The organism is Microbacterium sp. CR_7 (assembly GCF_041954755.1).
Taxonomy (GTDB): domain Bacteria; phylum Actinomycetota; class Actinomycetes; order Actinomycetales; family Microbacteriaceae; genus Microbacterium.
On record NZ_JAVAYF010000002.1, the window covers coordinates 557,827 to 583,748 of the forward strand.

The 25,922-nt window shown below is 69.8% G+C and carries 26 protein-coding genes and 3 tRNA genes; 13 read left to right on the forward strand and 16 right to left on the reverse strand.

The window, feature by feature from the left end:
- The first annotated feature begins 45 nt into the window (after nt 1-45).
- Entirely contained in the window at nt 46-1,044 is a 999-nt protein-coding gene (locus RAC81_RS05865) for a diacylglycerol/lipid kinase family protein (protein WP_375081451.1), read from the forward strand.
- A 24-nt stretch (nt 1,045-1,068) separates the two neighbouring features.
- Here RAC81_RS05865 and RAC81_RS05870 read toward each other — a convergent pair whose 3' ends face one another.
- The 3 genes from RAC81_RS05870 to RAC81_RS05880 all read right to left on the reverse strand — a co-directional run bounded on the left by RAC81_RS05870 (nt 1,069) and on the right by RAC81_RS05880 (nt 3,582).
- The gene (locus tag RAC81_RS05870) at nt 1,069-1,794 is read right to left on the reverse strand and encodes a hypothetical protein (protein ID WP_375081452.1); all 726 of its coding nucleotides are present in this window, start codon (nt 1,792-1,794) and stop codon (nt 1,069-1,071) included.
- A gap of 63 nt (nt 1,795-1,857) precedes the next feature.
- The gene (gene cls / locus RAC81_RS05875) at nt 1,858-3,318 is read right to left on the reverse strand and encodes a cardiolipin synthase (RefSeq protein ID WP_375081453.1); all 1,461 of its coding nucleotides are present in this window, start codon (nt 3,316-3,318) and stop codon (nt 1,858-1,860) included.
- Nucleotides 3,319-3,408: 90 nt separating this feature from the next.
- Nucleotides 3,409-3,582, reverse strand: a complete 174-nt coding sequence (locus tag RAC81_RS05880; protein WP_179297466.1) for a hypothetical protein — start codon at nt 3,580-3,582, stop codon at nt 3,409-3,411.
- Nucleotides 3,583-3,694: 112 nt separating this feature from the next.
- Here RAC81_RS05880 and RAC81_RS05885 point away from each other — a divergent pair, with 112 nt between their 5' ends.
- Nucleotides 3,695-4,807, forward strand: a complete 1,113-nt coding sequence (locus RAC81_RS05885) for a DUF4192 family protein (protein WP_375081454.1) — start codon at nt 3,695-3,697, stop codon at nt 4,805-4,807.
- A gap of 9 nt (nt 4,808-4,816) precedes the next feature.
- Here the strand turns inward: RAC81_RS05885 and lysS are convergent, their stop codons facing one another.
- Nucleotides 4,817-6,343, reverse strand: a complete 1,527-nt coding sequence (gene lysS, locus RAC81_RS05890; protein WP_375081455.1) for a lysine--tRNA ligase — start codon at nt 6,341-6,343, stop codon at nt 4,817-4,819.
- Nucleotides 6,344-6,446: 103 nt separating this feature from the next.
- On the opposite strand from lysS, the gene RAC81_RS05895 reads away from it, so the two are divergent.
- The gene (locus RAC81_RS05895; RefSeq protein ID WP_375081456.1) at nt 6,447-8,285 is read left to right on the forward strand and encodes a DUF2207 domain-containing protein; all 1,839 of its coding nucleotides are present in this window, start codon (nt 6,447-6,449) and stop codon (nt 8,283-8,285) included.
- A 15-nt stretch (nt 8,286-8,300) separates the two neighbouring features.
- On the opposite strand, the gene RAC81_RS05900 is transcribed toward RAC81_RS05895, so the two are convergent.
- From RAC81_RS05900 to hpt, 10 genes are all read right to left on the reverse strand, one after another.
- The gene (locus RAC81_RS05900; protein ID WP_375081457.1) at nt 8,301-9,005 is read right to left on the reverse strand and encodes a DUF2520 domain-containing protein; all 705 of its coding nucleotides are present in this window, start codon (nt 9,003-9,005) and stop codon (nt 8,301-8,303) included.
- Nucleotides 8,998-10,953 carry a PH domain-containing protein gene (locus tag RAC81_RS05905; RefSeq protein ID WP_375081458.1) on the reverse strand — a complete coding sequence of 652 codons (1,956 nt, stop codon included), beginning with the start codon at nt 10,951-10,953 and terminating at the stop codon, nt 8,998-9,000. The genes RAC81_RS05900 and RAC81_RS05905 overlap by 8 nt, the downstream gene beginning before the upstream one ends.
- Entirely contained in the window at nt 10,950-11,546 is a 597-nt protein-coding gene (locus tag RAC81_RS05910) for a PH domain-containing protein (RefSeq protein ID WP_375081459.1), read from the reverse strand. The genes RAC81_RS05905 and RAC81_RS05910 overlap by 4 nt, the downstream gene beginning before the upstream one ends.
- Nucleotides 11,482-11,979, reverse strand: a complete 498-nt coding sequence (locus tag RAC81_RS05915; protein ID WP_375081460.1) for a DUF3180 family protein — start codon at nt 11,977-11,979, stop codon at nt 11,482-11,484. The genes RAC81_RS05910 and RAC81_RS05915 overlap by 65 nt, the downstream gene beginning before the upstream one ends.
- The gene (folK, locus tag RAC81_RS05920; protein ID WP_375081461.1) at nt 11,976-12,515 is read right to left on the reverse strand and encodes a 2-amino-4-hydroxy-6-hydroxymethyldihydropteridine diphosphokinase; all 540 of its coding nucleotides are present in this window, start codon (nt 12,513-12,515) and stop codon (nt 11,976-11,978) included. The genes RAC81_RS05915 and folK overlap by 4 nt, the downstream gene beginning before the upstream one ends.
- On the reverse strand, nt 12,512-12,904 hold the full coding sequence (gene folB / locus RAC81_RS05925; RefSeq protein ID WP_375081462.1) for a dihydroneopterin aldolase: 393 nt from the start codon (nt 12,902-12,904) through the stop codon (nt 12,512-12,514). Before folB ends, folK begins: the two co-directional genes overlap by 4 nt.
- Before the next feature lie 3 nt (nt 12,905-12,907).
- Nucleotides 12,908-13,711 carry a dihydropteroate synthase gene (gene folP, locus RAC81_RS05930; RefSeq protein WP_375081463.1) on the reverse strand — a complete coding sequence of 268 codons (804 nt, stop codon included), beginning with the start codon at nt 13,709-13,711 and terminating at the stop codon, nt 12,908-12,910.
- Nucleotides 13,708-14,310 (reverse strand): GTP cyclohydrolase I, encoded by a 603-nt coding sequence (gene folE, locus RAC81_RS05935; RefSeq protein ID WP_375081464.1) that lies wholly within the window; start codon nt 14,308-14,310, stop codon nt 13,708-13,710. Before folE ends, folP begins: the two co-directional genes overlap by 4 nt.
- A gap of 2 nt (nt 14,311-14,312) precedes the next feature.
- A complete protein-coding gene (ftsH, locus tag RAC81_RS05940; RefSeq protein WP_375081465.1) occupies nt 14,313-16,313 on the reverse strand; it encodes an ATP-dependent zinc metalloprotease FtsH in 2,001 nt (666 codons plus the stop codon).
- Between the two features lie 116 nt (nt 16,314-16,429).
- Complete coding sequence (gene hpt / locus RAC81_RS05945) at nt 16,430-16,981, reverse strand: hypoxanthine phosphoribosyltransferase (protein WP_375081466.1); 552 nt, start codon at nt 16,979-16,981, stop codon at nt 16,430-16,432.
- 129 nt (nt 16,982-17,110) lie between these two features.
- Between hpt and RAC81_RS05950 the strand changes: the two genes are divergently transcribed.
- Nucleotides 17,111-17,653 (forward strand): DUF937 domain-containing protein, encoded by a 543-nt coding sequence (locus RAC81_RS05950; RefSeq protein ID WP_375081467.1) that lies wholly within the window; start codon nt 17,111-17,113, stop codon nt 17,651-17,653.
- A gap of 16 nt (nt 17,654-17,669) precedes the next feature.
- Here the strand turns inward: RAC81_RS05950 and tilS are convergent, their stop codons facing one another.
- Entirely contained in the window at nt 17,670-18,656 is a 987-nt protein-coding gene (gene tilS, locus RAC81_RS05955) for a tRNA lysidine(34) synthetase TilS (RefSeq protein ID WP_375081519.1), read from the reverse strand.
- A gap of 66 nt (nt 18,657-18,722) precedes the next feature.
- Here tilS and RAC81_RS05960 point away from each other — a divergent pair, with 66 nt between their 5' ends.
- Both RAC81_RS05960 and RAC81_RS05965 read left to right on the forward strand, forming a co-directional pair.
- Nucleotides 18,723-19,358, forward strand: a complete 636-nt coding sequence (locus tag RAC81_RS05960) for a TMEM175 family protein (RefSeq protein ID WP_375081468.1) — start codon at nt 18,723-18,725, stop codon at nt 19,356-19,358.
- A gap of 43 nt (nt 19,359-19,401) precedes the next feature.
- The gene (locus RAC81_RS05965; RefSeq protein ID WP_017204665.1) at nt 19,402-19,893 is read left to right on the forward strand and encodes an inorganic diphosphatase; all 492 of its coding nucleotides are present in this window, start codon (nt 19,402-19,404) and stop codon (nt 19,891-19,893) included.
- A 77-nt stretch (nt 19,894-19,970) separates the two neighbouring features.
- Here the strand turns inward: RAC81_RS05965 and RAC81_RS05970 are convergent, their stop codons facing one another.
- Nucleotides 19,971-21,338 carry a M23 family metallopeptidase gene (locus tag RAC81_RS05970; RefSeq protein ID WP_375081469.1) on the reverse strand — a complete coding sequence of 456 codons (1,368 nt, stop codon included), beginning with the start codon at nt 21,336-21,338 and terminating at the stop codon, nt 19,971-19,973.
- A gap of 210 nt (nt 21,339-21,548) precedes the next feature.
- Between RAC81_RS05970 and RAC81_RS05975 the strand changes: the two genes are divergently transcribed.
- The 7 genes from RAC81_RS05975 (at nt 21,549) to RAC81_RS06005 (ending at nt 25,881) form a co-directional block, all read left to right on the forward strand.
- Nucleotides 21,549-21,621: transfer RNA gene (locus RAC81_RS05975), tRNA-Glu, on the forward strand.
- A 29-nt stretch (nt 21,622-21,650) separates the two neighbouring features.
- Nucleotides 21,651-21,724, forward strand: a tRNA-Asp gene (locus tag RAC81_RS05980).
- A gap of 68 nt (nt 21,725-21,792) precedes the next feature.
- Nucleotides 21,793-21,865 (forward strand) — tRNA-Phe (locus RAC81_RS05985).
- A gap of 151 nt (nt 21,866-22,016) precedes the next feature.
- Nucleotides 22,017-23,192: a PP2C family protein-serine/threonine phosphatase gene (locus RAC81_RS05990; protein WP_375081470.1), complete on the forward strand. Its 1,176-nt coding sequence runs from the start codon at nt 22,017-22,019 to the stop codon at nt 23,190-23,192.
- Nucleotides 23,189-25,153, forward strand: a complete 1,965-nt coding sequence (locus tag RAC81_RS05995) for a glycosyltransferase family 2 protein (RefSeq protein WP_375081471.1) — start codon at nt 23,189-23,191, stop codon at nt 25,151-25,153. Before RAC81_RS05990 ends, RAC81_RS05995 begins: the two co-directional genes overlap by 4 nt.
- Nucleotides 25,137-25,469, forward strand: a complete 333-nt coding sequence (locus tag RAC81_RS06000; protein ID WP_375081472.1) for an STAS domain-containing protein — start codon at nt 25,137-25,139, stop codon at nt 25,467-25,469. The genes RAC81_RS05995 and RAC81_RS06000 overlap by 17 nt, the downstream gene beginning before the upstream one ends.
- A complete protein-coding gene (locus RAC81_RS06005) occupies nt 25,459-25,881 on the forward strand; it encodes an ATP-binding protein (RefSeq protein ID WP_375081473.1) in 423 nt (140 codons plus the stop codon). The genes RAC81_RS06000 and RAC81_RS06005 overlap by 11 nt, the downstream gene beginning before the upstream one ends.
- The last annotated feature ends 41 nt before the right edge of the window (nt 25,882-25,922 follow it).

Genomic DNA, 25,922 nt, shown 5'->3' on the forward strand with positions numbered 1-25,922 from the left:
GTCAGCGCGGCGGGAGGCCGTTCCGCGCGGCGTTAGAGTAGCGCCATGACGAAGAGCTCACCGGCCCGCCGACAGGCCGCTCTCGTCTACAACCCCATCAAGGTCGCCGAGAAGGACCTGCGCGCGCGGGTGCGCGACCTCTCCAAGGAGGCGGGGTGGGAGCACCCCGCGTTCTATCCGACGACGGTCCAGGATGCCGGGCAGCGCGCGACCGCCCAGGCGCTGGAGCGCGGGGTCGACGTCGTCCTCGTCGCCGGCGGCGATGGGACCGTGCGGGCCGTCGCGGAGACCATCGCAGGCACCGGCGTGCCCCTGGCGATCCTTCCGAGCGGCACCGGCAACCTCCTCGCCCGGAACCTCGGACTGCCCCTCGCCGGCCCCGACGACATGATCAGGGCTGCGCTGGGCGACTTCCGGTATCCGATCGACATCGGATGGGCTCGCCTCACGCGCGAGGACGGCGACGAGGAGGAGCATGCGTACGTCGTGCTCGCCGGCATGGGCCTCGACGCCGACATGATCGCGAACACCCGCCCCGACCTCAAGCGCTCGGTCGGCTGGATCGCCTACGTCGACGGCGCGGCGCGCTCGCTCGTGACGGCGGAGCCCTTCCGCGCGGTGTTCCAGATCGACGACGGGCGTCTGCACACGACGAAGGTGCACAGCATCCTCTTCGCGAACTGCGGCACGCTGCCGGCCGGGATCGCGCTGATCCCCGACGCGTCGATCACGGATGCCACGCTGGACCTTGCGGTGATCCAGCCGACCGGCGTGCTGGGCTGGCTGGGCGTGTGGCGCAAGATCTGGTGGGACAACTCGGTGCTGCGGCGGTTCCGCGCCGGACGGCGTGTGCTCGACCGCCGGGGCAGGGACGCGTCGGTGCACTACTTCCGCGGCACCGTCGCCGAAGCGGCGGCGAACAGGCCGACGCCCATCGAGCTCGACGGCGACGAGTTCGGTTCCGCCGTGCGCATCACCTGCCGAGTCGATCCGGGCGCCCTGCTGCTCGCCCTCCCCGCGGGGCATGCGATCTCGTCGCTCTGACGCTCGCCGTGGCCGCGCCGGGCGTCAGCCGCGGACCTGCACGGTGCCGTCTAGCGAGTCGCCCACGAGCGTGAGCGTGAAGTCGTCGTCGTCGATCGCGTCGTCGTCGAAGGAGAGGATCGTCCCGCGGGGTGCCATGTCCATCGTGCACATCCGCTCGGGGTCGGTCGCGAAGGTCACCGTTCCCGTGTTGCCCGACCCTTCGATGCTGTCGACCACGGGCGGGCAGCCCGACGAGCCCCAGGTGAGCAGCACGAGCGAGGAGTCGTCGAACCACCCCGCCGAGGGCGTATACTCGGTCGGCGACCCCGGCGACCCGGTGAAGGCCGCGTCGCCCGCCAGGTCGACGTCGTCCTCCAGCTCGCCGTACGTCACGTTCAGCGTGACGTCCTGCGTGGGGTCGACGCCCTCGGGAAGGGTGCCGAGGCTGGCGCGCTGCGTCATGTCGGCGGTGCAGACCTCATCGGCATCCGAATCGACGAGAGTCACCGTGACGGTCTGTACGTCGGCGCTCACCTCGTCGACCCGGGGGATGCAGGTGGATGAGCCCCAGGTCACGACCGCGAAGGACCGACCGTCATCGAGGATCGTGCCCTCCATCTCGTCGACCTCGTCGGAAGTGCCGGGTCCCGACGACGGATCGGACGTGGTCTGCCCCGCCTCTGCGCCCGGCCCGACGGTGCACCCGGCGAGCAGCAGTGCGGCGGCGAAGGCGGACAGCGTGGCGGTGACGAGCCTGGGGGAAGTCATGCTCTCAGGCTAGCCACGGGGAAAGTGGCCGGAAAGGACCGTTGACGAAGTGCGGCCGAGCCGTTACTGCAGCGCCGAGGTGAGGCGCGCGAGGTTGTCGAGCACCGTGGAGCGCAGCGGCTGCTGCATCCACTCGTCGAGCGTGAGCTCGCGGCTGAGCGACCGGTACTCGTCTTCGACCTCGCGCATCTCGGCGACGAACTCTTCGCCGCGCACCAGCATCGACACCTCGAGATTGAGGCCGAACGACCGCATGTCCATGTTGCTGGAGCCGATGACGGCCACCTGGTCGTCGATCGTGAGGCTCTTGGTGTGGAGGATGAAGGGCTTGCGGTACATCCAGATGCGCACGCCCGCCCGCAGCAGCGCCTCGTAGTAGCTGCGCTGGGCGTGGTAGACCATGGCCTGATCGCCCTCCTCGGAGACGAACAGCTCCACCTCGACGCCGCGGTCGACCGCGGCTGTGACCGCCAGGAGCAGCGCTTCGTCGGGCACGAAGTAGGGGCTGACGATCATGATCTTCTGCTTGGCCGCGTACAGCAGGCCGAGGAAGAGACGCAGGTTGTTCTCGACCTCGAACCCGGGTCCCGACGGCACCACCTGGCAGTCGAGGTCGCCCGATCCCGGCTCAGCATGCGAGATATCGATCTCCTGCAGCACCTCGTCGGTCTCGCTGTACCAGTCGCTGAGGAAGATCGCGTTGACGCTCAGCACGACCGGCCCGTCGATGCGCACCATGAGGTCGACCCAGTGCAGCCCGCGCTTGATGTTCTTGGACAGGTTGTAGGTCGAGTCCGTGACGTTCTGGGAGCCGAGGAACGCGACTTTGCCGTCGACCACGAGGAGCTTGCGGTGATTGCGCAGATCCGGCCGCTGCATCCTCCCCTTGAACGGCTGCACCGGCAGCATGAGGTGCCAGTCGGCTCCCATGCGGTTGAGGCGCTTGATCGTGGCCTTGTAGCGGGGCTTCCACCTGTTCGCCCAGTGATCGAGCAGAACGCGAACGTGCACGCCCCTCTCGGCGACCTCTTCCAGCGCGCGGAAGAAATTGTCGGTCGATGCGTCGGACTGGAGGATGTAGAACTCGACGTGCACGTAGTCCTGTGCCGTGCGGATCGCGTCGGCCATCGCGTCGAGCGACTCCTGATACCCGCCGATGAGGTGCGCGCCGTTGTCACCGGAGATCGGGAGGGCGCCGAGTCGGTGGTTCATCTCGACGAGCGGGGGGAACCAGCTCGGTGCGTCGGGACGCAGGGTGCCGAAGTGCAGGTGCTCGCTGGTCTCGGCGATGTACTCGTTGATCTGATCCTGCTTGCGGCGGCGCGCACGCGGCAGCCGGGGGTTCCCGATCAGGATGAAGAGGAAGACGCCGACGAACGGGATGAAGAACACCGCCAGCAGCCACGCCATGGCGGCGGTCGGGCGGCGATTGCGCGGGATGACGATGATCGCGGTGATGCGGATCGCCAGATCGAGCAGCAGGAGGAAGCCGGTGATCCACCAGCCCCAGCTCTCGGTCGTCATCGCTCCCTCTCGGCCCGCAGCGGGGATCGCGGGGAGCGGATGCTCGACCCGGTGTCTTCGCTACACAGTAGCCGATGGGTCGGACGTCGCTCAGGGGCGCGGGGGCAGTCCACGTGCGGCGCGCTCCTCGGCCTCGATGCGCGCATGCACCTTGCGCTCGGTGCGGTCGAACCGGAGGATCCCGCGGAGCACGAAGAAGAACACGACGCTCACGCCGATGGTCGGGAGGATCGACCAGGCGACCGCGAGCCAGAAGTTCTCCATCCCTCCATGGTACGCGAGCCACTGCTCCTGCACATTCGACGGCTCCCAGAGATCAGGTCCGCGCCCTGTGGAATCGCCCCACAGCCGACGGGCGCTCGACCACACTCGGCGCATGACCACCGTGCTCCGCGCCTCCAGCTCCTCCGACTTCCTTCGCATCATCCCCTCGCTCGCCGGCTTCACGCCGCGCGAGAGCCTCGTGCTGCTGCCCTTCCACGCGACCCGCACCACGGGAGCCATGCGGCTCGATCTCCCCCGCGGCGATGTCGACCTCTCCGAGTACGCCGACACCGCCGTCGCTCTCGTCGCCAGGGTGGAGAGGACGGATGCCGTGGCCGTCGTCGTCTACACGGACGACGAGGCCCAGGTCACGCGGGACGGCCTCGTGCTGCCCTTCGCGGTAGAGGTCGACGTGGTGCTCGGGTGCGCGTCGGACGCCGGGCTCGACATCGTCGATGCGCTGTGCGTGACCCCGTCGGGGTGGTCGAGCTATCTCGTCGACGAGCCCGAGCTCGAGGAGTTCGATCAGGAGTCCGCTCCGCGAGTGCACGGGATCGGCGACGTGTCGGGCGACCAGTGCGCGGGTGCCGACCTTCCTGCGGCAGACTTCGCCGAGCGCGAGCGAGTCGGGCGCGCACTGCTCCGGATCAGCGAGCTGCTCGACCGCGACACGGCGCCCACCGCTCGCGACGACCCGCAGGCGCTCGCGGCGGTCCTGCTGCTCGACGACGTCCCGATGTTCTTCGAGGCGGTGCTGGCGATGCGCGAGGAACTGCCGACCTTCGCCATGGCGGCGCTGCTCTGGTGCCTCGACCGACCGCTGCTGCGTGACGTCGCCCTCACGCAGTGGGCCACCGACATCCTCGGTGGCGTGCGCACGCTGGACGCGCAGCTCGAGTTCGCCGACGACCGCACGGCCGTGCCCGACGATCTGGGCGAGGTGTTTCTCGGACGCGGTCCTCGCCCCGATCTCGATCGCCTGGAGCAGGCGCTGGCGGTCGTCCGTGCGGCGGCGACCCGCGCGCCGCGCGCGTCCCGCCCAGGACCCCTCACCGCAGCGGCTTGGCTGTCGTGGGCGCTCGGCCGGTCCAGCCATGCCGGTCGGTACCTCGACATGGTCGGCGAGATCGATCCCGAGTACGGCCTCGCGCAGCTCCTCGCGACCATGATCGGCGCGGCGGTGCTGCCCGAGTGGGCGTTCCGCCGCGGCGAGACGGCGGCCTGAGTGCGCGTTCTACTTGACGAGCGGGAACAGGATCGTCTCGCGGATGCCGAGGCCCGTGATCGCCATGAGCAGACGGTCGATGCCCATGCCCATGCCGCCGGACGGCGGCATGCCGTGCTCGAGGGCGCGAAGGAACTCCTCGTCGACCGGCATGGCCTCGACGTCACCGCGGGCCGCGAGCTTCGCCTGCTCGACGAAGCGCTCCCGCTGGATGACGGGATCGACGAGTTCGGAGTATCCCGTCGCGAGCTCGAAGCCGCGGATGTAGAGATCCCACTTCTCGACGACGCCCTCGATCGAGCGGTGCTCACGCACGAGCGGCGAGGTGTCGACGGGGAAGTCCATCACGAAGGTCGGGCGCACGAGGTCTGGCTTCACGAAGTGCTCCCACAGCTCCTCGACGAGCTTGCCGTGCGTGGCCTGCGCTGGCAGGTCGACGCCGTTCTCCTCGGCGAAGGCGATGAGGTCGGCGACCGAGTCCTGCGGAGTCACGGTGCGACCGGAGGCCGCCGAGAGCGAGTCGTACATCGAGATGCGGTCCCACTCGCCGCCCAGGTCGTACTCGGTGCCGTCGGCCCACGTCACGGTGGTCGAGCCGGCCACGGCGATCGCCGCCTGCTGCACCAGCTCCTGGGTCAGCTCGGCCATCTGCTGGTAGTCGCCGTACGCCTGGTACGCCTCGAGCATCGCGAACTCCGGGCTGTGCGTGGAGTCGGCGCCCTCATTGCGGAAGTTGCGGTTGATCTCGAAGACCCGCTCGATGCCGCCGACCACGGCGCGCTTGAGGTAGAGCTCCGGGGCGATCCGGAGGTAGAGCTCGGTGTCGAACGCGTTCGAGTGCGTGACGAACGGGCGGGCGGAGGCACCGCCGTGCTGCACCTGCAGCATGGGCGTCTCGACCTCGAGGTAGTCGTGCCCGGCGAACGTCGCACGCAGGCTGGCGTTGACCGCGGCACGTGCGCGCACGGTGGTCCTGGCCTGCTCGCGCACGATCAGGTCGAGGTAGCGGCTGCGAACGCGGCCCTCCTCGCTCAGCTCGGCGTAGGCGTTCGGGAGCGGGAGGATCGCCTTCGACGCGATAGCCCAGCCGTCGGCCATGATCGACAGCTCGCCGCGGCGACTGGAGATCACCTCGCCGTGCACGAAGACGTGGTCGCCGAGGTCGACGTACTCCTTCCAGTCGGCGAGCGATTCCTCGCCGACGTTGGCGAGCGAGATCATCGCCTGGATGCGCGATCCGTCGCCGGCCTGCAGCGTCGCGAAGCACAGCTTGCCGGTGTTGCGGCTGAACACCACGCGGCCGGCGACTCCGGCGATCACTCCGGTCTCGGCTCCCGCCTCGAGGTCGCCGTACTCGGCGCGAAGCGCCGGGATCGTGTGCGTCACGGGCACGCCGACCGGGAACGCCCCGCCGCCGGCATCCGCGCGCTTCGCGATGAGTCGTTCGCGCTTGGCGAGGCGCACGGCCTTCTGCTCGTGCACGTCCTCGTCGGCGGCGTCGGTGGTCTGCTCGGGCGCGGCGGACGCGTCAGTCATTCTGGGCTCCTCGGAAAGTCAGCTCCAGTCTACCGAGGCGGGCGGAGCGCTCCGGAGCCGCCCGATCTCGGGATCGGGAACCGAGCGTGGGTAGCCTCGAGGCATGGCAGCCATCCGCTACGCCCCCGCTCTCGCCGCGATCGCGTTGGGCGGCGCGGTCGCTCTCGCGCCGGCATCCGCTGCATCGGCGGACACTGCACCGCACTCGTCCCAAGCGGCCCTCGCGGCGATCGGGGCCGACGTCGACGACTTCTCGTACGCGTCGTGGGACGCCCGCTACGAGGTCGGCCTGGACGCCGAGGGGCGATCGCACATGCACGTCACCGAGACGTTGACCGCGCGCTTCCCCGACGCCGACCAGAACCGCGGCATCGTGCGGGGCCTGCCGACGACCTACGAGAACGCCTGGGTCGATCCGCGGGTCCTCTCCGTCACCGACGAACAGGGCGCGGCCGTCCCGTACGAGACGGACGAGGACGACGGCGTGCTGTACATCCTCACGGGCGACGACGATTACGTGCGCGGCCTCACGACCTACGTCATCGAGTACGAGATGCGGGACGTCATGCTCGCCGCAGACAACGGCGCCGACGAGTTCTACTGGGACCTCCTGCCGCTCGACGGCACGCAGCCGATCGAGTCGTTCCAGGCCGAGATCGTCTTCGACCGCACACTGACCGACGACCTCACCGGCAACGCCCGCTGTTACATCGGGTACTCGGGTTCCACCGACGAGTGCCCGATCTTCCCCGGCACCGACGGGTCGTCGTTCCGGGTGGAGCAGGATGCGCTCGCGCCGGGCGAAGGGGTGACCGTCGCGATCGGGTTCGAGTCGGGCACCGTGACCCAGCCGACGGCACGGCAGCCCGATCCCGTGACGGACGTCGGACCCGCGATCGCCGGAGTCGGCGCGTTGGCGGTCTCGGTCGCCAGCTGGTTCGCCGTGGGGTCGTTCCGTCGCGCACGACGGCGCGCGACGGGGATCGTCGTCGCCCAGTACGACGTTCCCGACTCCCTTCCGCCCGTACTTGCCGCGGCGATCATCCCCGGCGCGAAGGATCCGATTCCCGCCGAGATCGTGCATCTGGCCGTCCGCGGCACGCTGCGCATCGAGGAAGGATCGGATGCCGAGGAGCCCCGTCTGCGCCGGCTGCCCGGCTCGCGCATCCCCGACCAGCTCGACGTCGAGGCACTCGACGCCCTGTTCGCCGAGGCCGACTCCGACGGTGTGGCCGACCTCCCCTCGTCGAGCGAGACCTTCGCCGCACGCATGACCGCCCTCACGCAGCGCGGCACGGCGGAGGCCGCCGAGCGCGGACTGACGACGAAGGCGCGGAGTCGTGGGGCGATGATCCTGCAGTGGATCGCCATCGCCGTGGTGCTCGTCGGATTCGGAATCGGACTGTTCGGGATCATTGCCGGCAGGGTCACCGCGATCCCGGCGTTCGTCGCCGTCGCGTTCGGTGTCGTGCTCGTGCTGATCTCGAGCTTCTACGCCTTCTCGAAGCACACCGTGCTCACACCGGAAGGCGCGCGCGAGTACGAATACCTCCAGGGAGTTCGGGAGTTCATCCGCGTCGCCGAAGCCGACCGCCTGCAGATGCTGCAGTCATACTCGGGCGCGGAGCGGCGCCAGGAGAGCGGTGCCGACGTGATCGCCGTCTACGAGCGGCTGCTCCCGTACGCGATGTTGTTCGGCATGGAGGACGAGTGGGGCGCTGTGCTCGAGAAGGCGTACGCCTCGGCGCAGCGCGGGGCAGGCTGGATCGGCGACCCGACGTCGCCGTTCTTCCGCACGCAGTTCGCCGCGTTCGCGGTCACCTCGCACGCTGCGGCGACCTATTCGGCACCGAGCGCGAGCACCTCGTCGAGCGCCGGCGGATCCTTCGGCGGCGGGTTCTCGGGCGGCGGCGGAGGGGGCGGGTTCTCGGGCGGTCGCTGACCGGCGCCGCGACTCTCAGAGCAGCGGCGACGGACCGGAGGCGTCGCGCAACGCACGCTCGACCGTCGACTGCACGAGCGCCGACAAGAACCCTCCGGCGTTCTCGACCCCGATCGCACTGAGGCGCGAGGTCGACTGCGCGATGATCGAGCGCGAGAACTCGGTCGCCGTCTGGATCGCATCCGCGTACGCGGCCCGGTCGGCCTCGGCGATCACCACGGGCTCACATCCCATCTCGACCGCGAGGGCCTGTGCGATCGGCAGCACCGCAGCCGGCGCGGTCACCGCCGCATAGCCGGCCTGCAGCTGACGCAGGTCGATGGACGTGCCCGTGAACGTGATGGCCGGATGCACGGCCAGCGGGATCGCTCCTCGCTCCGCGGCGGGGCGCAGCACCTCGATCCCGTACCCGGGGTCGGTGTGGAGGACGAGCTGACCGATCTGCCACCCGCCGACCTCAGCGATCCCGGCGACGAGCGACGGCAACTGGTCGTGCGGGACAGCCACCACGACCAGCTCGCTGCGACGCACCACCTCGAGGGCGTCGAGCACGGGCACGTCGGGGAGCACCGCCGACGCACGGTCGTCGTCCGACCCACTCGTGATCCCGGTGACGGCGTGGCCGGCGCCCGCGAGAGCCGCCCCGATCACCGGACCGACGCGCCCCGCGCCGATGACGCCGACGCCGAGCCGTCCGTCGCGGTTCGTGGGATCACTCACCGTTCGACGCGTGGGACGCGGGCGGGACCGGCGGCGGCGCGACCGGCGGTGCGGGCGGGGGCACAGGAGGCTGTCCCACGGGAGGCGGCGCGACCGGCGGCACCGGAGGCTGTCCCACGGGAGGCGGCGCGATCGGCGGCACCGGCGGCTGCCCCACCGGAGGCGGCGCGACCGGCGGCACCGGCGGCTGCCCCACCGGAGGCGGCGCGATCGGCGTGCGACCGGCTCCGTCGAGATCCGCCACGGCCGCGGCATCCGCGGCGTCGTAGGCACCCCAGCGGTGGCTGTGGTCCACGGCGGCAGCAGCGGCCGCGGCCGTGCTCACGCCGTCGATGAGGAACAGCGCGTCCGACATCTCGAGCGCCGAGACGTACCCGGTGATGATGCCCTGCACCGAATGGATCTGCGCGCCGGAGACCCGCTGCGCGCGATCGATCGGACCCTGCGACAGCGAGACGCCCTGCAGACGGGCGAGGGGGAAGATCGCGAGCTTCCGCCAGATGACACCGCGGCGCAGCAGCAGACCGAAGTCGGTGAGGAAGTAGCCCTGGCGCTTCCACGAGATCGGACGGCGCCACCACGCGCGGCGTGGCATGGTGCGGTACGGATCGCCCTCCGTCGGACCGAGGATGCCGTGCTCCCAGACGAGCGGGATGTCGGAGACCGGCGCATCGGGCAGCACCAGGGAGAGCACCCGCTCGACGTCGGCGCGCTTGCCCACCGGGAGGACGACGTTGAACTGCTGAGCGCTGCCGGACTGCTGCTGCGCAGCGCTCTTGCCGCTCATGCGGTTGATGCGGACCGTCCACCACCCGAACGGCCGCCACAGCAGCGACTGCGACACCTCGACCGCGAAGATCCGACCGGGAGGAAGCGTCTCGGTGACGGTCGTCAGCAGACCATAGGTGATGCGGACCCCGTCGGGCGTCGGCGCGATCGAGTAGCGCAGGGACTTCGAGATCTGCGCCCAGGTGATTCCGACCACGGCGACCACGAGCGGGATGCCGATGCCGAGACCGAGCCCGAGCCCGATGAAGCCGCCGAGCGGCTCGCCGTCGAGCACCGAACCGATCAGGATGCCGCCGAAGGCCGCGAGGAAGATCACCCCGAAGAACACCAGCCAGAGCACGCTCGAGATGAGCTGCGATCCGACCAGCCGTCCGGTGGGGATCTTGACGACGCTCTCGGGCTCGACATCGGCCAGATCCACGCCGCCGATGAGACCGTTGACGCCCTCGTTCATCGACCCGACGAGCTGCGCGCGGGCCGAGGCGGGCGCCGAGCCCGCGGCATCCTCAACCGGGTTCGACGCGCCGGCGACCGCCGACCGGCGAGCAGCGCGCGCACCGGACGCGAGACGCAGGATGTCGGCGCGCACTGACTCCGCTCGGGCCGTGGCGAGGTATTCGAGCTCGACGTTGGAGTCGGTGCCGGCTCCGACCACCTCGAGCTTCGCGAGCCCGATGATGCGCGCGGGGAACGGGCGGGTGAGGTTCACGCCCTGCACACGGTCGAGCGGTGCGCGGCGGTGCGAGCGGAAGACGATGCCCTTGCGCACCTCCACGTGGTCGCCCGTGATGCGGAACTGGTGGAAGCGCCAGACGAACCAGAAGATCGCGACCAGCACGACGGCGAGTCCGAGCACACCGAGCAGCACGACGAGGATCAGGTTGTTGGCGAGCACCCACTCGACGGGGTCGCCGCCACCGTACTGGTCGTAGTGGGCTTCCTCCGGCGTGAACAGGTCGACGAACCAGGCGATGAGACGGTCGCGCAGGTTGGCGATCGCGAATCCGGCGACGACGATCAGCGCCAGCCCGCCCTTGAAGAGCGGGGTGAGCGGATGCATCCGGTGCCACTCGCCGTCGGCGAGGGTCGTCGAATCTCCCGCCCGAGGGGGCGTCGACGCGGTGGGCGCGGCGGGCGGCGGGAGCTGCGGCTCGCTCACAGGCCGGTCCGGCGGGTCTCGGCGACCTCGATGAGCGTGTCGCGCAGCGCCTCCGCGGCGGCCTGCGTGAGTCCGGGGATCTGCACTCCGGTGGTCGCCGCCGCCGTCACCATCTTCAGCTGAGCCACACCGAACGCCCGGTCGAGCGGGCCCTGCGTGATGTCGACGAGCTGCATGCGTCCGTAGGGCACCGCGATCATGCGCTGCCACAGGATGCCCTTGCGGAAGACGATGTCGTCGTCCCGCAGCATGTAGCCGATCGCCTTCGCCTGGCGGGGCAGGATGACGAGGGTGATCAGGGTGATCAGCACGATGACGCCGGCGGGGATCCATGCCCACGTCTGGTCCAGGACGAGCGCGAGCACCGCGGCCGCGATTGCGACGATCGCGATGAAGATCACGTTCTGCACGATCTGCGACACGACGTATCGCGGCGAGATCTGGTGCCAGACGCCGTCGAGCTCGAGACGCGCCTCGCTGCGCACCGTGCGCAACGCCGTGTAGTTGCCGGCGTCGAGGGCCGCGAGGTCAGTGACCTCCGCCGAGTTCAGCGGGGCCGGGGTCCCCGGCTCGGTCTCTGGGTTCTGAGTCATCAGGATCCTTCGGCAGGGTGCAGAACTGTTCGGCGACGAGCGCGGCGACAGCGAGCACGACCGCACTCCCGATCAGCGCCAGCATCGCCACAGTCGACCCTACCGGGGGATCAACCGGCCGCGACAGGAGGAACACGAGCAGCCCGGCGCCGAAGCCCGCCATGATCGCGCCCAGCAGACTCGACGCCCGCGCGAGGGTCACGGCCCTCGTCGCGCGGAAGGGATCGATGCGGATTCCCTTGCGCACGCTCGCCCGCACCGGCCAGGCGAGAGACAGCGCGGCGGCGGCGATCAGCAGAAGAAGCAGCGGGAGCAGCAGTGACGGCGTGAAGGTGACCCGCCCCATCACGGTGAGCACATGGTCGAGCAGGAATCCGGCGCCGGTCGCGAGCAGCGCGAGCACGACGAGGACGCCGATCGACGTGCGCTTCATCCCTCACCCCGGTCGCGGAGTGCAGCGGCGAGATCGGCAACGCGACCGTGACCGGGCAGGACTGCGTCGGCGTCGAGGTCGAGCCACGGGTCGAGCACGAAGAGCCGCTCGGCGGCGCGCGGATGCGGCAGTCGCATCGCCTCGGCATCCGATCTCGCGTCGCCGTAGGCGATCAGGTCGAGGTCGAGGGTGCGGTCCCCCCAGCGCTCGTGGCGCTCGCGCCCGTGCTCGTCCTCGATCGCGTGGAGCATGCCGAGCAGCACCGATGGTGCGAGGCGGGTGGTCACCAGGGCGACCGCGTTCACGTACGCGGGGGCCTCGGGGTCCGGCCCGTCGAGCCGCACAGCGACGGTCTCGTGCAGCGGTGAGAGCTGCACCTCCGACACCAGGGGAAGTCGGGCGATGCGCGCAGCGGCGGCGCGGATCGTCTCCTCGCGATCGCCGAGGTTGGCACCGAACGCGACGACGGCGACCGTCTCGGGACGCGGCTCACGGGGGCCGGGCAGATCCGGCGGGATGGTCAGGTTGCGGCTCACGACGTGACCTCCTCGAGGGGATGCCGACGTGCGCGGTGCACGGTCACGGACACGTCGGCGAACGTCAGCGGAATGGGAGCATGCGGCTTGTGCACGGTCACCGTCACAGTGTGCACGCGCTGGTCGTCGAGCGCGACCTCGGCGATGCGCTCCGCCAGGGTCTCGATGAGGTTCACCGGCTCGCCCGCGACCACGGCGGCGATCCTCTCCGCCAACTCGCCGTAGTGCACGGTGTCTGCGACATCGTCGGATGCCGCGGCGTCGCCCAACGGCATCCGGAGGCGCACGTCGATCGTGAACTCCTGTCCGTCGCGGCGCTCGTAATCGTAGACGCCGTGTCGGCCGAAGACCGTGAGTCCGGTGAGGGCGATCTCGTCGAGCTCGGTCATGGCTTAGCCCTCCCAGGCGCGGGCGACGGCGAGGGCGTCGCGGGTGGCTTCGACGTGGTGCACGCGCACGGCCCACGCGCCGGCGCGCATGGCGAGGGCGCTCGTGACAGCCGTTGCGAGGTCGCGCCGGCGCTCGCTGACCGAGCCTTCCTCGTCGACCTGGAGGGTGTCGGCGAGGAACCGCTTGCGCGACGTGCCGACGAGCACGCGGGGACCCAGCGCGACGATCTCGTCGAGCCCGCGCAGCACCTCCCAGTTCTGCGCGCCCGCCTTCGCGAAGCCGATGCCGGGGTCGAGGATGATCCGCGACGGCGCGATGCCCGCGGCGGCGGCCTCGCCCATGCGCTCCTGCAGCTCGCCGGCGACCTCGCGGGCGACGCGGTGGTATTCGGCCCGTGCGTACATGTCGTCGGAGAAGCCTCGCCAGTGGCCGATCGCGTAGTCGGCTCCGGATGCCGCGACGACGCCGCGCATGTCGGGATCGGCCAGGCCGCCCGACACGTCGTTGACGATGCGCGCTCCTGCCCGCACCGCGGCGTCGGCCGTGGCGGCGTTGATCGTGTCGATGCTCACGGGCACCCCGGCCTCGACGAGGCGCTCGATCACGGGGATCACCCGCTGCTGCTCGACCTCGGCGCCCACGCGCTCGGCACCCGGCCTGGTCGACTCGCCTCCGACGTCGAGCACCGTGGCTCCTTGGGCGCGCAGCCGCAGACCGTGCTCGACGGCCCGATCCACCTCGAGGTAGCGTCCGCCATCGCTGAAGGAGTCAGGCGTCACATTGACGATGCCCCAGATGCCCGTCATGCCCGCGACGCTCCGGTCGATGCGCCGATCAGGGCGATGAGCTCGGCGCGGGCGACGGCGTCGGTGTACTCGCCGCGCGCGGCGATCGTGAGGGTCGACGCCTCGGGCTGGCGTCCGCCGCGCATCGTGACGCAGCCGTGGCTGGCGTCGAGCACGACGAGCACGCCGCGGGCGTCGAGGTTCTCGGCGATGACGTCGGCGATCTGCTCGCCGAGCCGTTCCTGCACCTGGGGTCGCGTCGCGAGGATCTCGACGACCCGCACGAGGGCTCCGAGTCCGACGACCTGCCCGCCCGGGAGATAGGCGATATGGGCGTGCCCGGCGAACGGCAGCAGGTGGTGCTCGCACACCGACCGGAAGCGGATGTCGCGCAGCAGCACGGCGCCCGAGGGAAGAGTGTCGGGTGCCGGGCCGCGCGAGACGCTGATGGTGCGCGCGAGGGGTGCCGCGGCATCCTCGCCGACGCCGGCGAAGAACTCCGAGTACAGGTCGGCCATGCGCGCGGGCGTCTGGCGGAGCCCCGGGCGGTCGGGGTCTTCCCCGATCGCCTCGAGGAGCTCACGCGTGAGCCGCTCGATCCGCGTCCTGTCGACGCTCACGGTCAGGCCGTCGCGGGGCGCGGGTTGGTCGCGGTCGACGGGCCCTGCTGCGTGCGGGGCGCGACGGACGGCTCCTCGACGGACGCCGCGACCGGCACGACCTTCTTCGGCACCTCGATGGGCGGCACGTCGGACACGGGACGGTCCTCGCTCGACAGCCAGAGCGGACGCTCGGGCAGCTTGCGCACCTCGGTGAAGATCTCCGCGATCTGGTTGTGGTCGAGGGTCTCCTCCTCGAGCAGCGCGAGCGCGAGGCGATCGAGGATGTCGCGGTTGTCGCTGATCACCTGGTAGGCCTCGTCGTGGGCCTGCTCGATGAGGGCGCGCACCTCGGTGTCGACGCGCTCGGCCACCTTCTCGGAGTACTCGCGGCCGCGGCCCATGTCGCGGGCCACGAACATGTCGCCGCCCTCGGAGCCGAGCTTCACGGGACCGACCTCGGTGGTCATGCCGTACTCGATCACCATCTTGCGGGCGATCGACGTCGCCTTCTCGATGTCGTTCGAGGCGCCGGTCGTCGGGTCGTGGAAGACGATCTCCTCGGCGACGCGCCCGCCCATCGCGTAGGTCAGCTGGTCCTGCAGCTCGTTGCGGGTCACGGAGTACTTGTCGTCGAGCGGCAGCACCATCGTGTAGCCGAGCGCCTTGCCGCGGGGCAGGATCGTGATCTTGGTGACGGGATCGGTGTAGTTCATGGCCGCCGCGGCGAGCGCGTGCCCGCCCTCGTGATACGCCGTGATGAGGCGCTCCCGGTCCTTCATGACGCGGGTGCGACGCTGCGGACCGGCGATCACGCGGTCGATCGCCTCGTCGAGCGCACGGTTGTCGATCAGCTGAGCGTTCGAGCGCGCCGTGAGCAGCGCGGCCTCGTTGAGCACGTTGGCGAGGTCGGCGCCGGTGAAGCCCGGGGTCTTGCGGGCGACGACCTCGAGGTCGACGCTCTTCGACAGCGGCTTGCCCTTGCTGTGCACCTCGAGGATCTTCTGTCGGCCCTTGAGGTCGGGGGCGTCGACGCCGATCTGACGGTCGAAGCGACCCGGGCGCAGCAGCGCGGGGTCGAGGATGTCGGGACGGTTGGTCGCCGCGATCACGATGACGTTCGCGTTCGGGTCGAAACCGTCCATCTCGACCAGCATCTGGTTGAGGGTCTGCTCGCGCTCGTCGTTTCCGCCGCCCATGCCGGCGCCGCGGTGGCGACCGACGGCGTCGATCTCGTCGATGAAGATGATCGCCGGCGCGTTCTCCTTGGCCTGGTTGAACAGGTCGCGGACGCGCGAGGCCCCGACGCCGACGAACATCTCGACGAAGTCCGATCCGGAGATCGAGTAGAACGGAGCGCCCGCCTCACCGGCGACCGCGCGTGCAAGCAGGGTCTTGCCGGTTCCGGGAGGGCCGTACAGCAGCACACCCTTCGGGATGCGGGCGCCGATCGCCTGGAACTTCGCGGGGTCCTGAAGGAACTCCTTGATCTCGTGCAGCTCCTCGATCGCCTCGTCCGCGCCGGCCACGTCGGCGAACGTCACGGTCGGCGTCTCCTTGTTGACGAGCTTCGCCTTCGACTTGCCGAACTGCATGACCTTGCCGCCGCCGCCCTGCATCGACGAGAGCAGCCACCAGAAGAGGAGGCCGAGCAGCACGAGCGGGAGGAGGAGGGACAGGATGCCGTCGAACCACGTCGCACGCGGCACGCTGTCGTTGAAGCCGTCCTTCGGGTCGGCGGCGTTGATCGCGGTGACGACCTCGTCGGCGCGCGCCTCGACGTAGTAGAACTGGACCTTCTCGGAGCCCTCGAACGCCTTCGACAGCGTCATGTCGACGCGCTGGTCGCCGTCGGTCGTCACGACCTCGGTCACGGTGTCGCCGGCGAGCAGCTTCAGACCCTCCTGGGTGGTGATCTGCTTGGGGGCGCCGAGGTTCGAGATCAGCAGGAATCCGCCGAACAGCAGCAGACCGATCAGGGCGACGTAGATCAGCGGGTTCCGCGTGAGCTTCTTGACATCCATGGTCGGATCAGCGTATCGCGCGAGCCCTAGGTGACCGCTGTGCGTTCACCCACGGCGTACGGGTTCCGCCACCGCGGTCGTCGAGCGAGCGCAGCGAGATGAAACGCGGTGACCTCTCAGGAGTACACGTGCGGCGCGAGCACCGCGACGTCGCGCAGGTTGCGGTAGCGCTCGTCGTAGTCGAGACCGTACCCGACGACGAAGTCGGTGGGGATGTCGAAGCCCACGTACTTGCAGTCGATGTGGACCTTGGCGGCCTCCGGCTTGCGCAGCAGAGCGAGCACCTCGATCGACGCCGCCCCGCGCGATCCGAAGTTCTCGAGCAGCCAGCTCAGCGTGAGGCCGGAGTCGATGATGTCCTCGACGATGAGCACGTGCTTGCCGTTGAGGTCGGTGTCGAGGTCTTTGCGGATCTGCACGACGCCGCTCGACTTCGTGCTCGCGCCGTAGCTCGACACCGCCATCCAGTCCATCGGCGCGTGGAACGGCAGGGCCCTGGCGAAGTCCGCCATCACCATCACGGCGCCCTTGAGCACTCCGACCAGGATGAGGTCCTTGCCGGCGTAGTCCTCGGCCACCCGGGCGGCCAGCTCGTCCAGCTTCGCGACGATCTCCTCCTCGGTGACGAGGATCTGTGCAAGGTCGTCCTGGATCTCCGCGGCGCGCATGGATCGATTTTAGGCGACGAAGGCGGATGCTCAGGCCGACGGCCCTGTCCACCCCCTCCCCGCTCGTCCTCGGCGCGCACTACCCTGGGCCGTGACACGGGCGACCGCCCCTGACGGAAGGAATCCCTGATGGCTCTCGACGACATCCTCAAGCAGGTCCCGATCGACGACGTCGCCGCGAAGCTGGGCGTCTCGCACGACGAGGCCAAGGCCGCAGTCGAGCAGGGCGGGGCGGTGCTGCTCAGCGGGCTCGCCAGGAACGCCTCGACGTCGGAGGGATCGTCCGCGATCGAGAACGCGTTGAAGCGTCACGAGGGCTCGACCGGCGCCAAACGGGTCGACGACATCGATCAGAACGACGGCGGCAAGATCGTCTCGCACATCCTCGGCGCCGACGAGAAGAAGGTCACGAAGAAGCTCAACGAGTCGAAGGAGACGGCCGGCATCGACTTCGGGAAGCTGCTGCCGATCCTCGCGCCGATCGTCATGGGGCTCATCGCGAACGCGACGAAGAGCAAGGACACCGGCGCCGGCGGCAAGACGCAGTCGGGCGGCGGTGGTCTCGGCGACGTGATCGGCGGACTGCTCGGCGGCGGCTCGAGCTCCGGCGGCTCGGGCGGCATCGGCGACCTGCTCGGCGGTGTCCTCGGCGGGCTCTTCGGCAAGAAGTGACCCCCGGCGAAACGCGTCAGCGCGCCGTGAACACGATCCGGCCGCCGATGCGCCGCGCGGAGCATCCGGGCAGATCGATCGGCCCCTGACCCGCCCAGTCGGTCGCGAGCCGCGCGACCTCGACCGTCTGCAGCCGCGTGAGGCTGGCACCGAACTCGCTGTCGACCACGAGGCGGATGATGCGGTTGCGCAGCGCGGCCGGGTTCGCGGCGAGCGCGGCGGCGCTGACCGAGATGCCCGCCTCGGCGTGCTCGACGATGTCCTCGATCGTCTCGTGGATCATCTCGTCGAACGCCTCGGCGTCTTCACGCAGCTGCTCGGCGGTGCGGGCGAGCGCCTCCGCGACGCCGGGTCCGAGTTCGGCTTCGAGCACGGGAAGCACGCTCTCGCGCACGCGCACCCTGGTGAAGCGCTCGTCCCGGTTGTGCGGGTCCTCCCAGACCTCGAGAGCGGATGCCGCGCAGAACGCGCGCGTCGTCTCGCGGCGCACGCCCAGCAGCGGCCTGATCCAGCGGAGTCCGTCGTCGTCGGTGCGGACCGGCGCCATGCCCTGCAGGCTCGCTGCACCCGAGCCGCGAGCGAGACCGAGCAGCACGGTCTCCGCCTGGTCGTCCAGCGTGTGGCCCAGCAGCACCGCAGCGGCACCGGCATCCGCCGCCCCCTCCGCGAGCACGCGATAGCGGGCGTCACGCGCCGCGGCTTCCGGCCCGCCTTCTGCCCCGACCTCGACCCGCACGACGAGGGCGCCGAGCCCGAGCGCTGCTGCGGCCTCCGCCGCGCGCCGGGCCACGGCATCCGACCCCTCCTGCAGCCCGTGATCGACGGTGAGCGTTCCTGCGCGCAGGCCGAGCTTCGGCGCTTCGAAGGCGGTCGCCGCCGCAAGCGCGAGCGAGTCGGCGCCGCCGGACAGGGCGACGACGACCGTCGACCCCTCGGGCAGATCGGCGAGCGCGGAGCGCACGGCGAGGCGGATCTCGGCGATGGCGGGTGGGAGCGACGGCACGGTTCCACGGTAGATCACGGCGCCCGCCTCTCGCGCGACGGCGAGCGGGCGCTCTAGTCTGGCGCCGTGGCAGATGACTCCCCGCGGTTCCGACCGGAGCGTTTCACGGCATTCGTCGACGCGGTCGTGGCGATCGCGATGACGCTGCTGATCCTGCCGCTCATGGAGGCGGTATCGGAGGCGGCATCAGGCAAGCTCACGACCGCCGAGTTCTTCTCCGAGCACTCGGGGCAGCTGCTGAGTTTCGCGCTCAGCTTCGTGCTGATCGCGACCTTCTGGATCGGCCACCACAACCAGTACCGCGACGTGGAGTGGATGACCGGTCCACTGCTGTGGATCAACATCGCGTGGATGCTGACGATCGTGTGGCTGCCCGTCCCGACCGCCATGATCGGTCAGATGTCCACCGATGCGCTGCAGACCCTGGTGTACATCGGCACCCTGATCCTCACGCAGGTGACCACGCTCGCCGCCTGGCTCTATCTGCAACGACACCCCGACCTCACGACCGCGTCCGCATCGACCCTTCGGGCGGGCGTGGTCGGCGACCTGTCGGCCATCATCCTGTTCACGATCGCGCTCGCGATCGCCCTGCTTCTGCCCGACCACACCTACGCGGGGCTGTTGCTCCTGCTCGCCACGGGAGTCGTCACGCGGCTGATCGATCGCGGTGTCCGGCGGCGGGATGCCGCTCGCGGGTAGGCTGGTCCGCGGCATCCACCCGTCTTTACCGAGGAGCACACGCATGGGCGCACACGACGCCGTCATCGAGATCCCGCGCGGCAGCCGCGTGAAGTACGAAGTCGACCACGAGACCGGGCGAGTGCACCTCGACCGTGTTCTCTACACGACCTTCGGCTACCCCGCCGACTACGGCTACTTCGACAACACGCTCGGCGAGGACGGCGACCCGCTCGACGTGCTCGTGCTCCTCGACCACGCCATCTACCCGGGCGTCGTCGTCGAGGTCCGGCCGGTGGCCGTGCTCAAGATGAGCGACGAGGCCGGCGGAGACGACAAGCTCGTCGCCGTGCTGTCCAAGGACCCGCGCTGGGCGCACATCCAGGACATCGACGACATCGCCGAGTACACGAAGAAGGAGATCGCGCACTTCTTCGAGCACTACAAGGACCTCGAGCCCAACAAGTGGGTCAAGGTCGACGAGTGGGGCAACGCCGCCGAGGCGCAGCGCATCCTCGACGAGGCGATCGTCCGTTTCGGCGAGCAGGGTCACTGACGCTGCGCACTCGCCCACAACGTGAAGACCCCCGGTCCGCTCAGCGGCCGGGGGTCTTCTTCTTCTGGGTCGACGACTCAGACCGAGATGCCTCGATCCGCCAGGAAGGCGATGGGGTTGACGTAGCCGCCGTTGCGGTAGACCTCGAAATGCAGATGGCAGCCGACCGAGGCCCCGGTGTTGCCGGCGTACGCGATGACCTGACCCGAGTTGACCCACTGACCGCTCCGCACCGCGAAGCCGCCGTTGCGGATGTGCGCGTAGCCGGTGGCGATCCCGCCGCCGTGCTGGATGCGGATGTAGTTGCCGTAGTTGCCGTTGGGGCCTGCGTAGTCCACGGTCCCCGACTGCGCGGCGTAGATCGCGGCGCCGCAACCGTTCGCGAGGTCGACGCCGTAGTGGTAAGCCGAACACGCGGGGCACGGGCGAGGCCGCGGTCCGAAACCGGCGCTGCGGTGGCCGCCGTGCGGGCGCACCCAGCCACCCGACCCCTGCGATCCCCCGGCGCCTCCGCCGCCGTTCGCTGCGGCCGCCGCCGCTGCAGCAGCGGCCTCGGCCGCCTCGCGGCGCTTGCGCTCCTCCTCCGCGACGCGCACGCCCTCCTGGTAGCCCGCGACCGTGGTGGCCGTCTGGTCCTTGAGAGCGGCGAGCTGCGCCTGCATCGTGGCGAGGTTGGCGGTCTGCTCGTCGAGAGCCGCCTGAGCGGCCGCAGCAGCTTCCTGGGCGGCGATCATCTTCTGCTCGGCGATCTGCTGCAGCCGATCGCGCTCATCGCGCGCCACCTTGGCCTGGTCGCTGAGCGACTGGGCCGAGTTGCGGGCGGCGACGGCGTTGTCGTACATCGTCTGGTTGTACTGGTAGACCTTGTCCATCGACCCGAGTCGGGACAGCAGGTCGTCGGCGTCGTCGGCCGACTCTGAGAAGAACAACTGCAGGGCGGTGTCGTCTCCGCCGTTGCGGTACAGCTGCCCGGCGAGCTGCGCCGCCTTGCGCGTGGCCTCGTCGGCGGCGAGGGCCTGCGCGTCGGCCTGCGCCTGCAGCGCCTCCGCCGCGGCGATCGCGTCGAAGTAAGCCTGCTGCGCGGCATAGTACTCGTTTCCGGCGGCCTCCGCTGCGGCCTGCGTGTCGGCCACCTTCTGCGTGAGCGACTGGATCAGGCCCTCGATGCGGGTGACCTCGGCAGCCTTCGCGTTCTGGTTGCTCATGGCGCGCTGCACGTCGTCCCAGCTGGGATACGTCGCAGCGTAGGCGGCGGATGTCGTCGCGCCGATGCCGAACGCGCTGAGCGCGACGACGCCGAGAGCGCCGAGACCCAGGCCGAGCGCTCCGCGGCGGCTGACGGAATCCTTCGACCAGAAGGCGCGACTCTCGGCCGACGTGGGCGCGCAGCCGCAGTCGTCGGACGCCAAAAGGCCCGCATCCTGGGGGAGATGCTTGTCGTTCACGCGGCCCCTTCCGCCGGTTTCACAGATGCCACACTAACAACAACCGTCACACCAGCAACAGAGGCAGATCGGAGCGCGGGCGCAGCTCAACGCCCTCCATCGTCCTACCGAACACGCCCGGGACGTGGGCGGCGCGCCCTCGATTCGCAATTTGCCTGAGCGATCCCTTATGCTTGAGCGTCGGCAAGGAAGTCCCCCGGGACAGACTTCGGCCCCATCGTTTAGCGGCCTAGGACGCCGCCCTTTCACGGCGGTAGCACGGGTTCGAATCCCGTTGGGGTCACTCCATCCGATACAATTGAAAACAAGTATGGCCCTGTAGCGCAGTTGGTTAGCGTGCCGCCCTGTCACGGCGGAGGTCGCGGGTTCAAGTCCCGTCAGGGTCGCTCTGTGCGATTGGTCCTTTTCTCGGAGAGGGCCTTTCGTCTAGATGCGACGGGTTCGCCGGTCGCACGGCTCTGTAGCTCAGTTGGTAGAGCGCACGACTGAAAATCGTGAGGTCACGGGATCGACGCCCGTCGGAGCCACAAGGCTGATCATTACAATCAGTCCAGAAACCCTCGCCTAGCTTCTACATGGCGGGGGTTTTGCTTTGCCCTGGCAGAGGGTCGCCCGAGCAGAATCACCGGCTGACGTGCGCGCGCTCCCATCCAGTGCCAGGATGGCAACGAACCAACCGTGGGAGGGACGGACGTGTTCGACGAGAGACAGCGCCAGGCCGCGCTCGATGCCCTGGGGATCCTCGACACCCCGCGCGACGAGCGCGTCGATCGGGTGGCGCGACTGGCGAAGGAGATGTTCGGCGTGCCGATGGTGGCCGTCTCGCTCATCGACCGCGACCGCCAGTGGCGCAAGACCCAGATCGGTCTCGGCGTCGACGAGGCTCCGCGACAGGACTCCTTCTGCGACTACACCGTCAGCCAGGACCGCCCGGTCGTGGTCGAGGATGCCGCGCTCACCGATCTGTTCGGCGACAACCCGTTCGTCGTGGGCGATCCTCACCTGCGCTTCTACGCCGGACATCCGCTGCACGCGCCAGGCGGCGAGCCGATCGGCACCCTCTGCGTGCTGGACACAGAGCCCCATACGCTCGACGACGCACAGCTCGACCTGCTGCGCGACCTCGCGATGTGGGTGCAGTCCGAGCTGGCGAGCGAGGCCGAACTCGACCACGCGGCTGTCATCCAGAGCGCCCTCCGCCCCCATTCGCATCCCACGCTCCGGGGCTACACGGTGGCAGGCGGATCCGTCTCGCGCGGCACCCTTGCCGGCGACTTCTACGACCTCGGCATCGTCGACGGAGCGCTGCGCATCACCCTCGCCGACGCGATGGGCAAAGGCACCGGCCCCGCCCTCGTGGCCGCCAGTGTGCGCGCATCACTGCGCACCGCACCCGAGCGGGGGCTGGCCGAGTCGATCGCCGAGATCGACCGCCTGCTCGAAGAGGACCTCGGCGACACCGCGATGTTCGTCACCGCCGTGCACGCCGAGGTCACCCCCGAGACCGGCGACCTCCAGGTCATCGACGCCGGGCACAGCCTCGCGTTCATCCTGCGCGCCGACGGCTCGTGGGAACATCTGCGCTCGACGAGCCTGCCCCTCGGTATGGGCATGGGACTGCAGCCTGCCGAGGTGCGCGAACCGCGCCTCTCCCGCCTCGAACCGGGCGACGCCTTCGTCTGCTGCAGTGACGGGCTGCTCGACGTGCTCGACCCCGACGACCCCTACGCCCACGTGTACCGCGTGCTGAGCGAGCTCGGCCCCGACGGCGCCATCCGCGAGGCGATGGGGCTGGCGACCGCCGACACAGCCACCGACGACATCACCGTCGTCGTGGTGCGGAGAGACGCGTGACCGCCCGATTCGCGACCATCCGCGTGCTCGCGCTGCTGTCGGTACTGCTCGGCGTGAACTACGTCGCCTGGCGATGGCTCGAATCGGTGAACTGGTCGGCTTGGTGGATCGCCGTGCCCCTCGTGATCGCCGAGACCTATAGCCTCATCGACACGTTCCTCTTCTGCCTCACCATGTGGCGCGCGAGGGAACGGCCGGGCCCGACCTCTCCACCGCAAGGCACCGTCGACGTGTTCATCACCACATACGACGAGCCGATCGAGCTGGTGATGACCACCGCCCGCGCTGCGAAGCGCATCGCCTACCCGCACACCACGTGGATCCTCGACGACGGCTCCCGGCCCGCGCTCGAGGCCGCGGCCCACGACGCGGGAGTGGGCTATCTCACCCGGTCCGAGGACTGGACCGGCAAGCCGCGTCATGCGAAGGCCGGCAACCTCAACAGCGCCCTGCTGCAGACCGACGGCGAGTTCCTCCTCATCCTCGACACCGATCAGGTGCCGGACCCCCTCATCCTGCACCGCACCCTCGGTTACTTCGCCGACGACCCCGAGGTCGCGCTCGTGCAGACGCCGCAGTGGTTCGTCAACGTCGACGAGGCCGACCCGCTCGGCAGCCAGGCACCGCTCTTCTACGGCCCCATCCAACAGGGCAAGGACGGCTGGAACGCGGCGTTCTTCTGCGGCTCCAACGCCGTGCTGCGCCGCGAGGCGCTGATGCGTCTCGGTATCACCGGGTACGTGCGCGAGGTGACCGACTCGGCCGCCCGCGCGCTCCGCGCCTCGGAGCAGATGATCGAGAAGGAGGCGCGTGCCGCCACCGATCCCGACCTCGCCCTTGAACTCGCCGCCCTGCAGATCGCGATCCGGCAAGGGCGTCGCGACCTCAGCGAAGGCACCTCGGTGGGTGAGGTGGCCGACCGCGTCCGCACCGCCGTCGACGCCGCCTCCCGCATCCTCGTCGCGAAGGACCTCGCCGGCATCCGCGCCGACCTCGACGAGCTCGGCGCCCTGCCGATCGCCCACGACGACGAGCTCGACGCGATCGTCGTCAATGAGGCCGGTCTCGCGACACTGGCAGCATCCGACCTCTCCCCCATCACGGCGCTCGACGCCGTGCGCGCCCTGCTTGACGTCCTACGGCTCGACCGCGGCGACGAGGCTCAGCCGATCCTGCCGATGGCCACGATCTCGGTCACGGAAGACATGGCGACCGCGATGCAGCTGCACTCCCAGGGATGGCGCAGCGTCTACCATCACGAGATCCTCGCGAAGGGCCTCGCCCCGGAAGATCTGCGCACCATGCTCACGCAGCGGCTGCGCTGGGCCCAGGGCACCATGCAGGTGCTGCTGCGCGACAACCCGCTCGCCAAACGCGGGCTCTCGATCGGACAGCGCCTCATGTACTTCGCAACCATGTGGAGCTACCTCTCGGGCTTCGCCGCCATCGTGTACCTCACGGCACCCGTCGTCTACCTGGTATTCGGGATCCTGCCCGTCACCGCCTGGTCGGTCGACTTCTTCGCGCGCTTCGTGCCGTATTTCCTCGTCAACCAGCTGCTGTTCCTGGTGGTTGCGAAGGGCGTGAAGACCTGGCGGGGGCAGCAGTACTCCCTCGCCCTCTTCCCGGTGTGGATCCGAGCGTGCTGGACAGCCTTCGCGAACGTAGTACTGGGCCGACCGCTGTCGTTCGCCGTGACCCGCAAGGACGGCCGCGATCCGCGCGGAGTGCCGTGGCGCGAGATCTGGCCCCAGCTGACGGCCATGATCGTGCTCACGATTGCGCTCATCATCGGCATTACGCGCGTCTTCATCGGCACCGCCGACGGAACCGGCACACTGGTGAACACCGCGTGGGTGCTCTACGACCTCGTCGTCCTGAGCGTCATCATCCAGGCGGCCCGCTACCGCGGCCCCGCCGCCCGCGTCCTCGAGAAGGAGACTCATGGATCTGAGCACTGACCGGCGCGACGGCTACGCCGTCATCGGCCTGACGGGACGACTCACCGCGACCGGTGCGCCACTGCTGCGCAACGCCGTGGGCGACATCATCGCCGCGGGCGAGCCGAACATCGTCATCGACATGTCGGGCTTGCAGTTCGTCGATTCCTCCGGACTCGGCGCCCTCATCGGCGGGTTGAAGAGCGCACGCATCGCGGGCGGCGACCTGCGCATCGCGGCGGTCCCGAACGCGGTGCAGACCGTGCTGCACCTCACCAACCTCGACCGCGTGCTGCGCGACCACCCGACGCCGGAATCGGCGTTCGATGGACGCTGAGCCCCGCGCGGTGCACATCGACGGGCCGGCCGGGCTCGAACTCGTCGACCACGTTCTCGATGCGCTCGACGGCCTGTGGGCAGATGCTGCGCACGTCGCCGACCAGGACCGCACGCTCTTCACACTCGCGGTCAGCGAGGTGGTGACCAACATGGTGCAGCACACCGAGAACCCCGATGAGGTGACGCTGACCGTCGACATCCGGGTGTCGGCGAACGATCTCGTCGCGACCCTCACCGACACCGCTCCGCCGGCGGAGATCGATTGGGACGGCGTCGAGATGCCGGATGCCGACAGCGAGAGCGGCCGAGGGCTCGCGCTCTCGACCGCCGCGCTCGACGAGCTGCGGCACTACTCCGACACCCGCGGAAACACCTGGCGGCTGCGGCGGAAACTCGGGCAGGGCGAGTAGCCCCGTCGACACCCGTCGCAGACCCATCGGACTTGACCCGG

Excerpts from the sequence above, each read along its gene's own strand:
- RAC81_RS05865 (WP_375081451.1), top strand. The coding sequence starts at position 46 with ATGACGAAGAGCTCACCGGCCCGCCGACAGGCCGCTCTCGTCTACAAC.
- RAC81_RS05870 (WP_375081452.1), bottom strand. The coding sequence starts at position 1,794 with ATGACTTCCCCCAGGCTCGTCACCGCCACGCTGTCCGCCTTCGCCGCC.
- cls (WP_375081453.1), bottom strand. The coding sequence starts at position 3,318 with ATGACGACCGAGAGCTGGGGCTGGTGGATCACCGGCTTCCTCCTGCTG.
- RAC81_RS05880 (WP_179297466.1), bottom strand. The coding sequence starts at position 3,582 with ATGGAGAACTTCTGGCTCGCGGTCGCCTGGTCGATCCTCCCGACCATC.
- RAC81_RS05885 (WP_375081454.1), top strand. The coding sequence starts at position 3,695 with ATGACCACCGTGCTCCGCGCCTCCAGCTCCTCCGACTTCCTTCGCATC.
- lysS (WP_375081455.1), bottom strand. The coding sequence starts at position 6,343 with ATGACTGACGCGTCCGCCGCGCCCGAGCAGACCACCGACGCCGCCGAC.
- RAC81_RS05895 (WP_375081456.1), top strand. The coding sequence starts at position 6,447 with ATGGCAGCCATCCGCTACGCCCCCGCTCTCGCCGCGATCGCGTTGGGC.
- RAC81_RS05910 (WP_375081459.1), bottom strand. The coding sequence starts at position 11,546 with ATGACTCAGAACCCAGAGACCGAGCCGGGGACCCCGGCCCCGCTGAAC.
- RAC81_RS05915 (WP_375081460.1), bottom strand. The coding sequence starts at position 11,979 with ATGAAGCGCACGTCGATCGGCGTCCTCGTCGTGCTCGCGCTGCTCGCG.
- folB (WP_375081462.1), bottom strand. The coding sequence starts at position 12,904 with ATGACCGAGCTCGACGAGATCGCCCTCACCGGACTCACGGTCTTCGGC.
- folP (WP_375081463.1), bottom strand. The coding sequence starts at position 13,711 with ATGACGGGCATCTGGGGCATCGTCAATGTGACGCCTGACTCCTTCAGC.
- ftsH (WP_375081465.1), bottom strand. The coding sequence starts at position 16,313 with ATGGATGTCAAGAAGCTCACGCGGAACCCGCTGATCTACGTCGCCCTG.
- hpt (WP_375081466.1), bottom strand. The coding sequence starts at position 16,981 with ATGCGCGCCGCGGAGATCCAGGACGACCTTGCACAGATCCTCGTCACC.
- RAC81_RS05950 (WP_375081467.1), top strand. The coding sequence starts at position 17,111 with ATGGCTCTCGACGACATCCTCAAGCAGGTCCCGATCGACGACGTCGCC.
- RAC81_RS05965 (WP_017204665.1), top strand. The coding sequence starts at position 19,402 with ATGGGCGCACACGACGCCGTCATCGAGATCCCGCGCGGCAGCCGCGTG.
- RAC81_RS06000 (WP_375081472.1), top strand. The coding sequence starts at position 25,137 with ATGGATCTGAGCACTGACCGGCGCGACGGCTACGCCGTCATCGGCCTG.
- RAC81_RS06005 (WP_375081473.1), top strand. The coding sequence starts at position 25,459 with ATGGACGCTGAGCCCCGCGCGGTGCACATCGACGGGCCGGCCGGGCTC.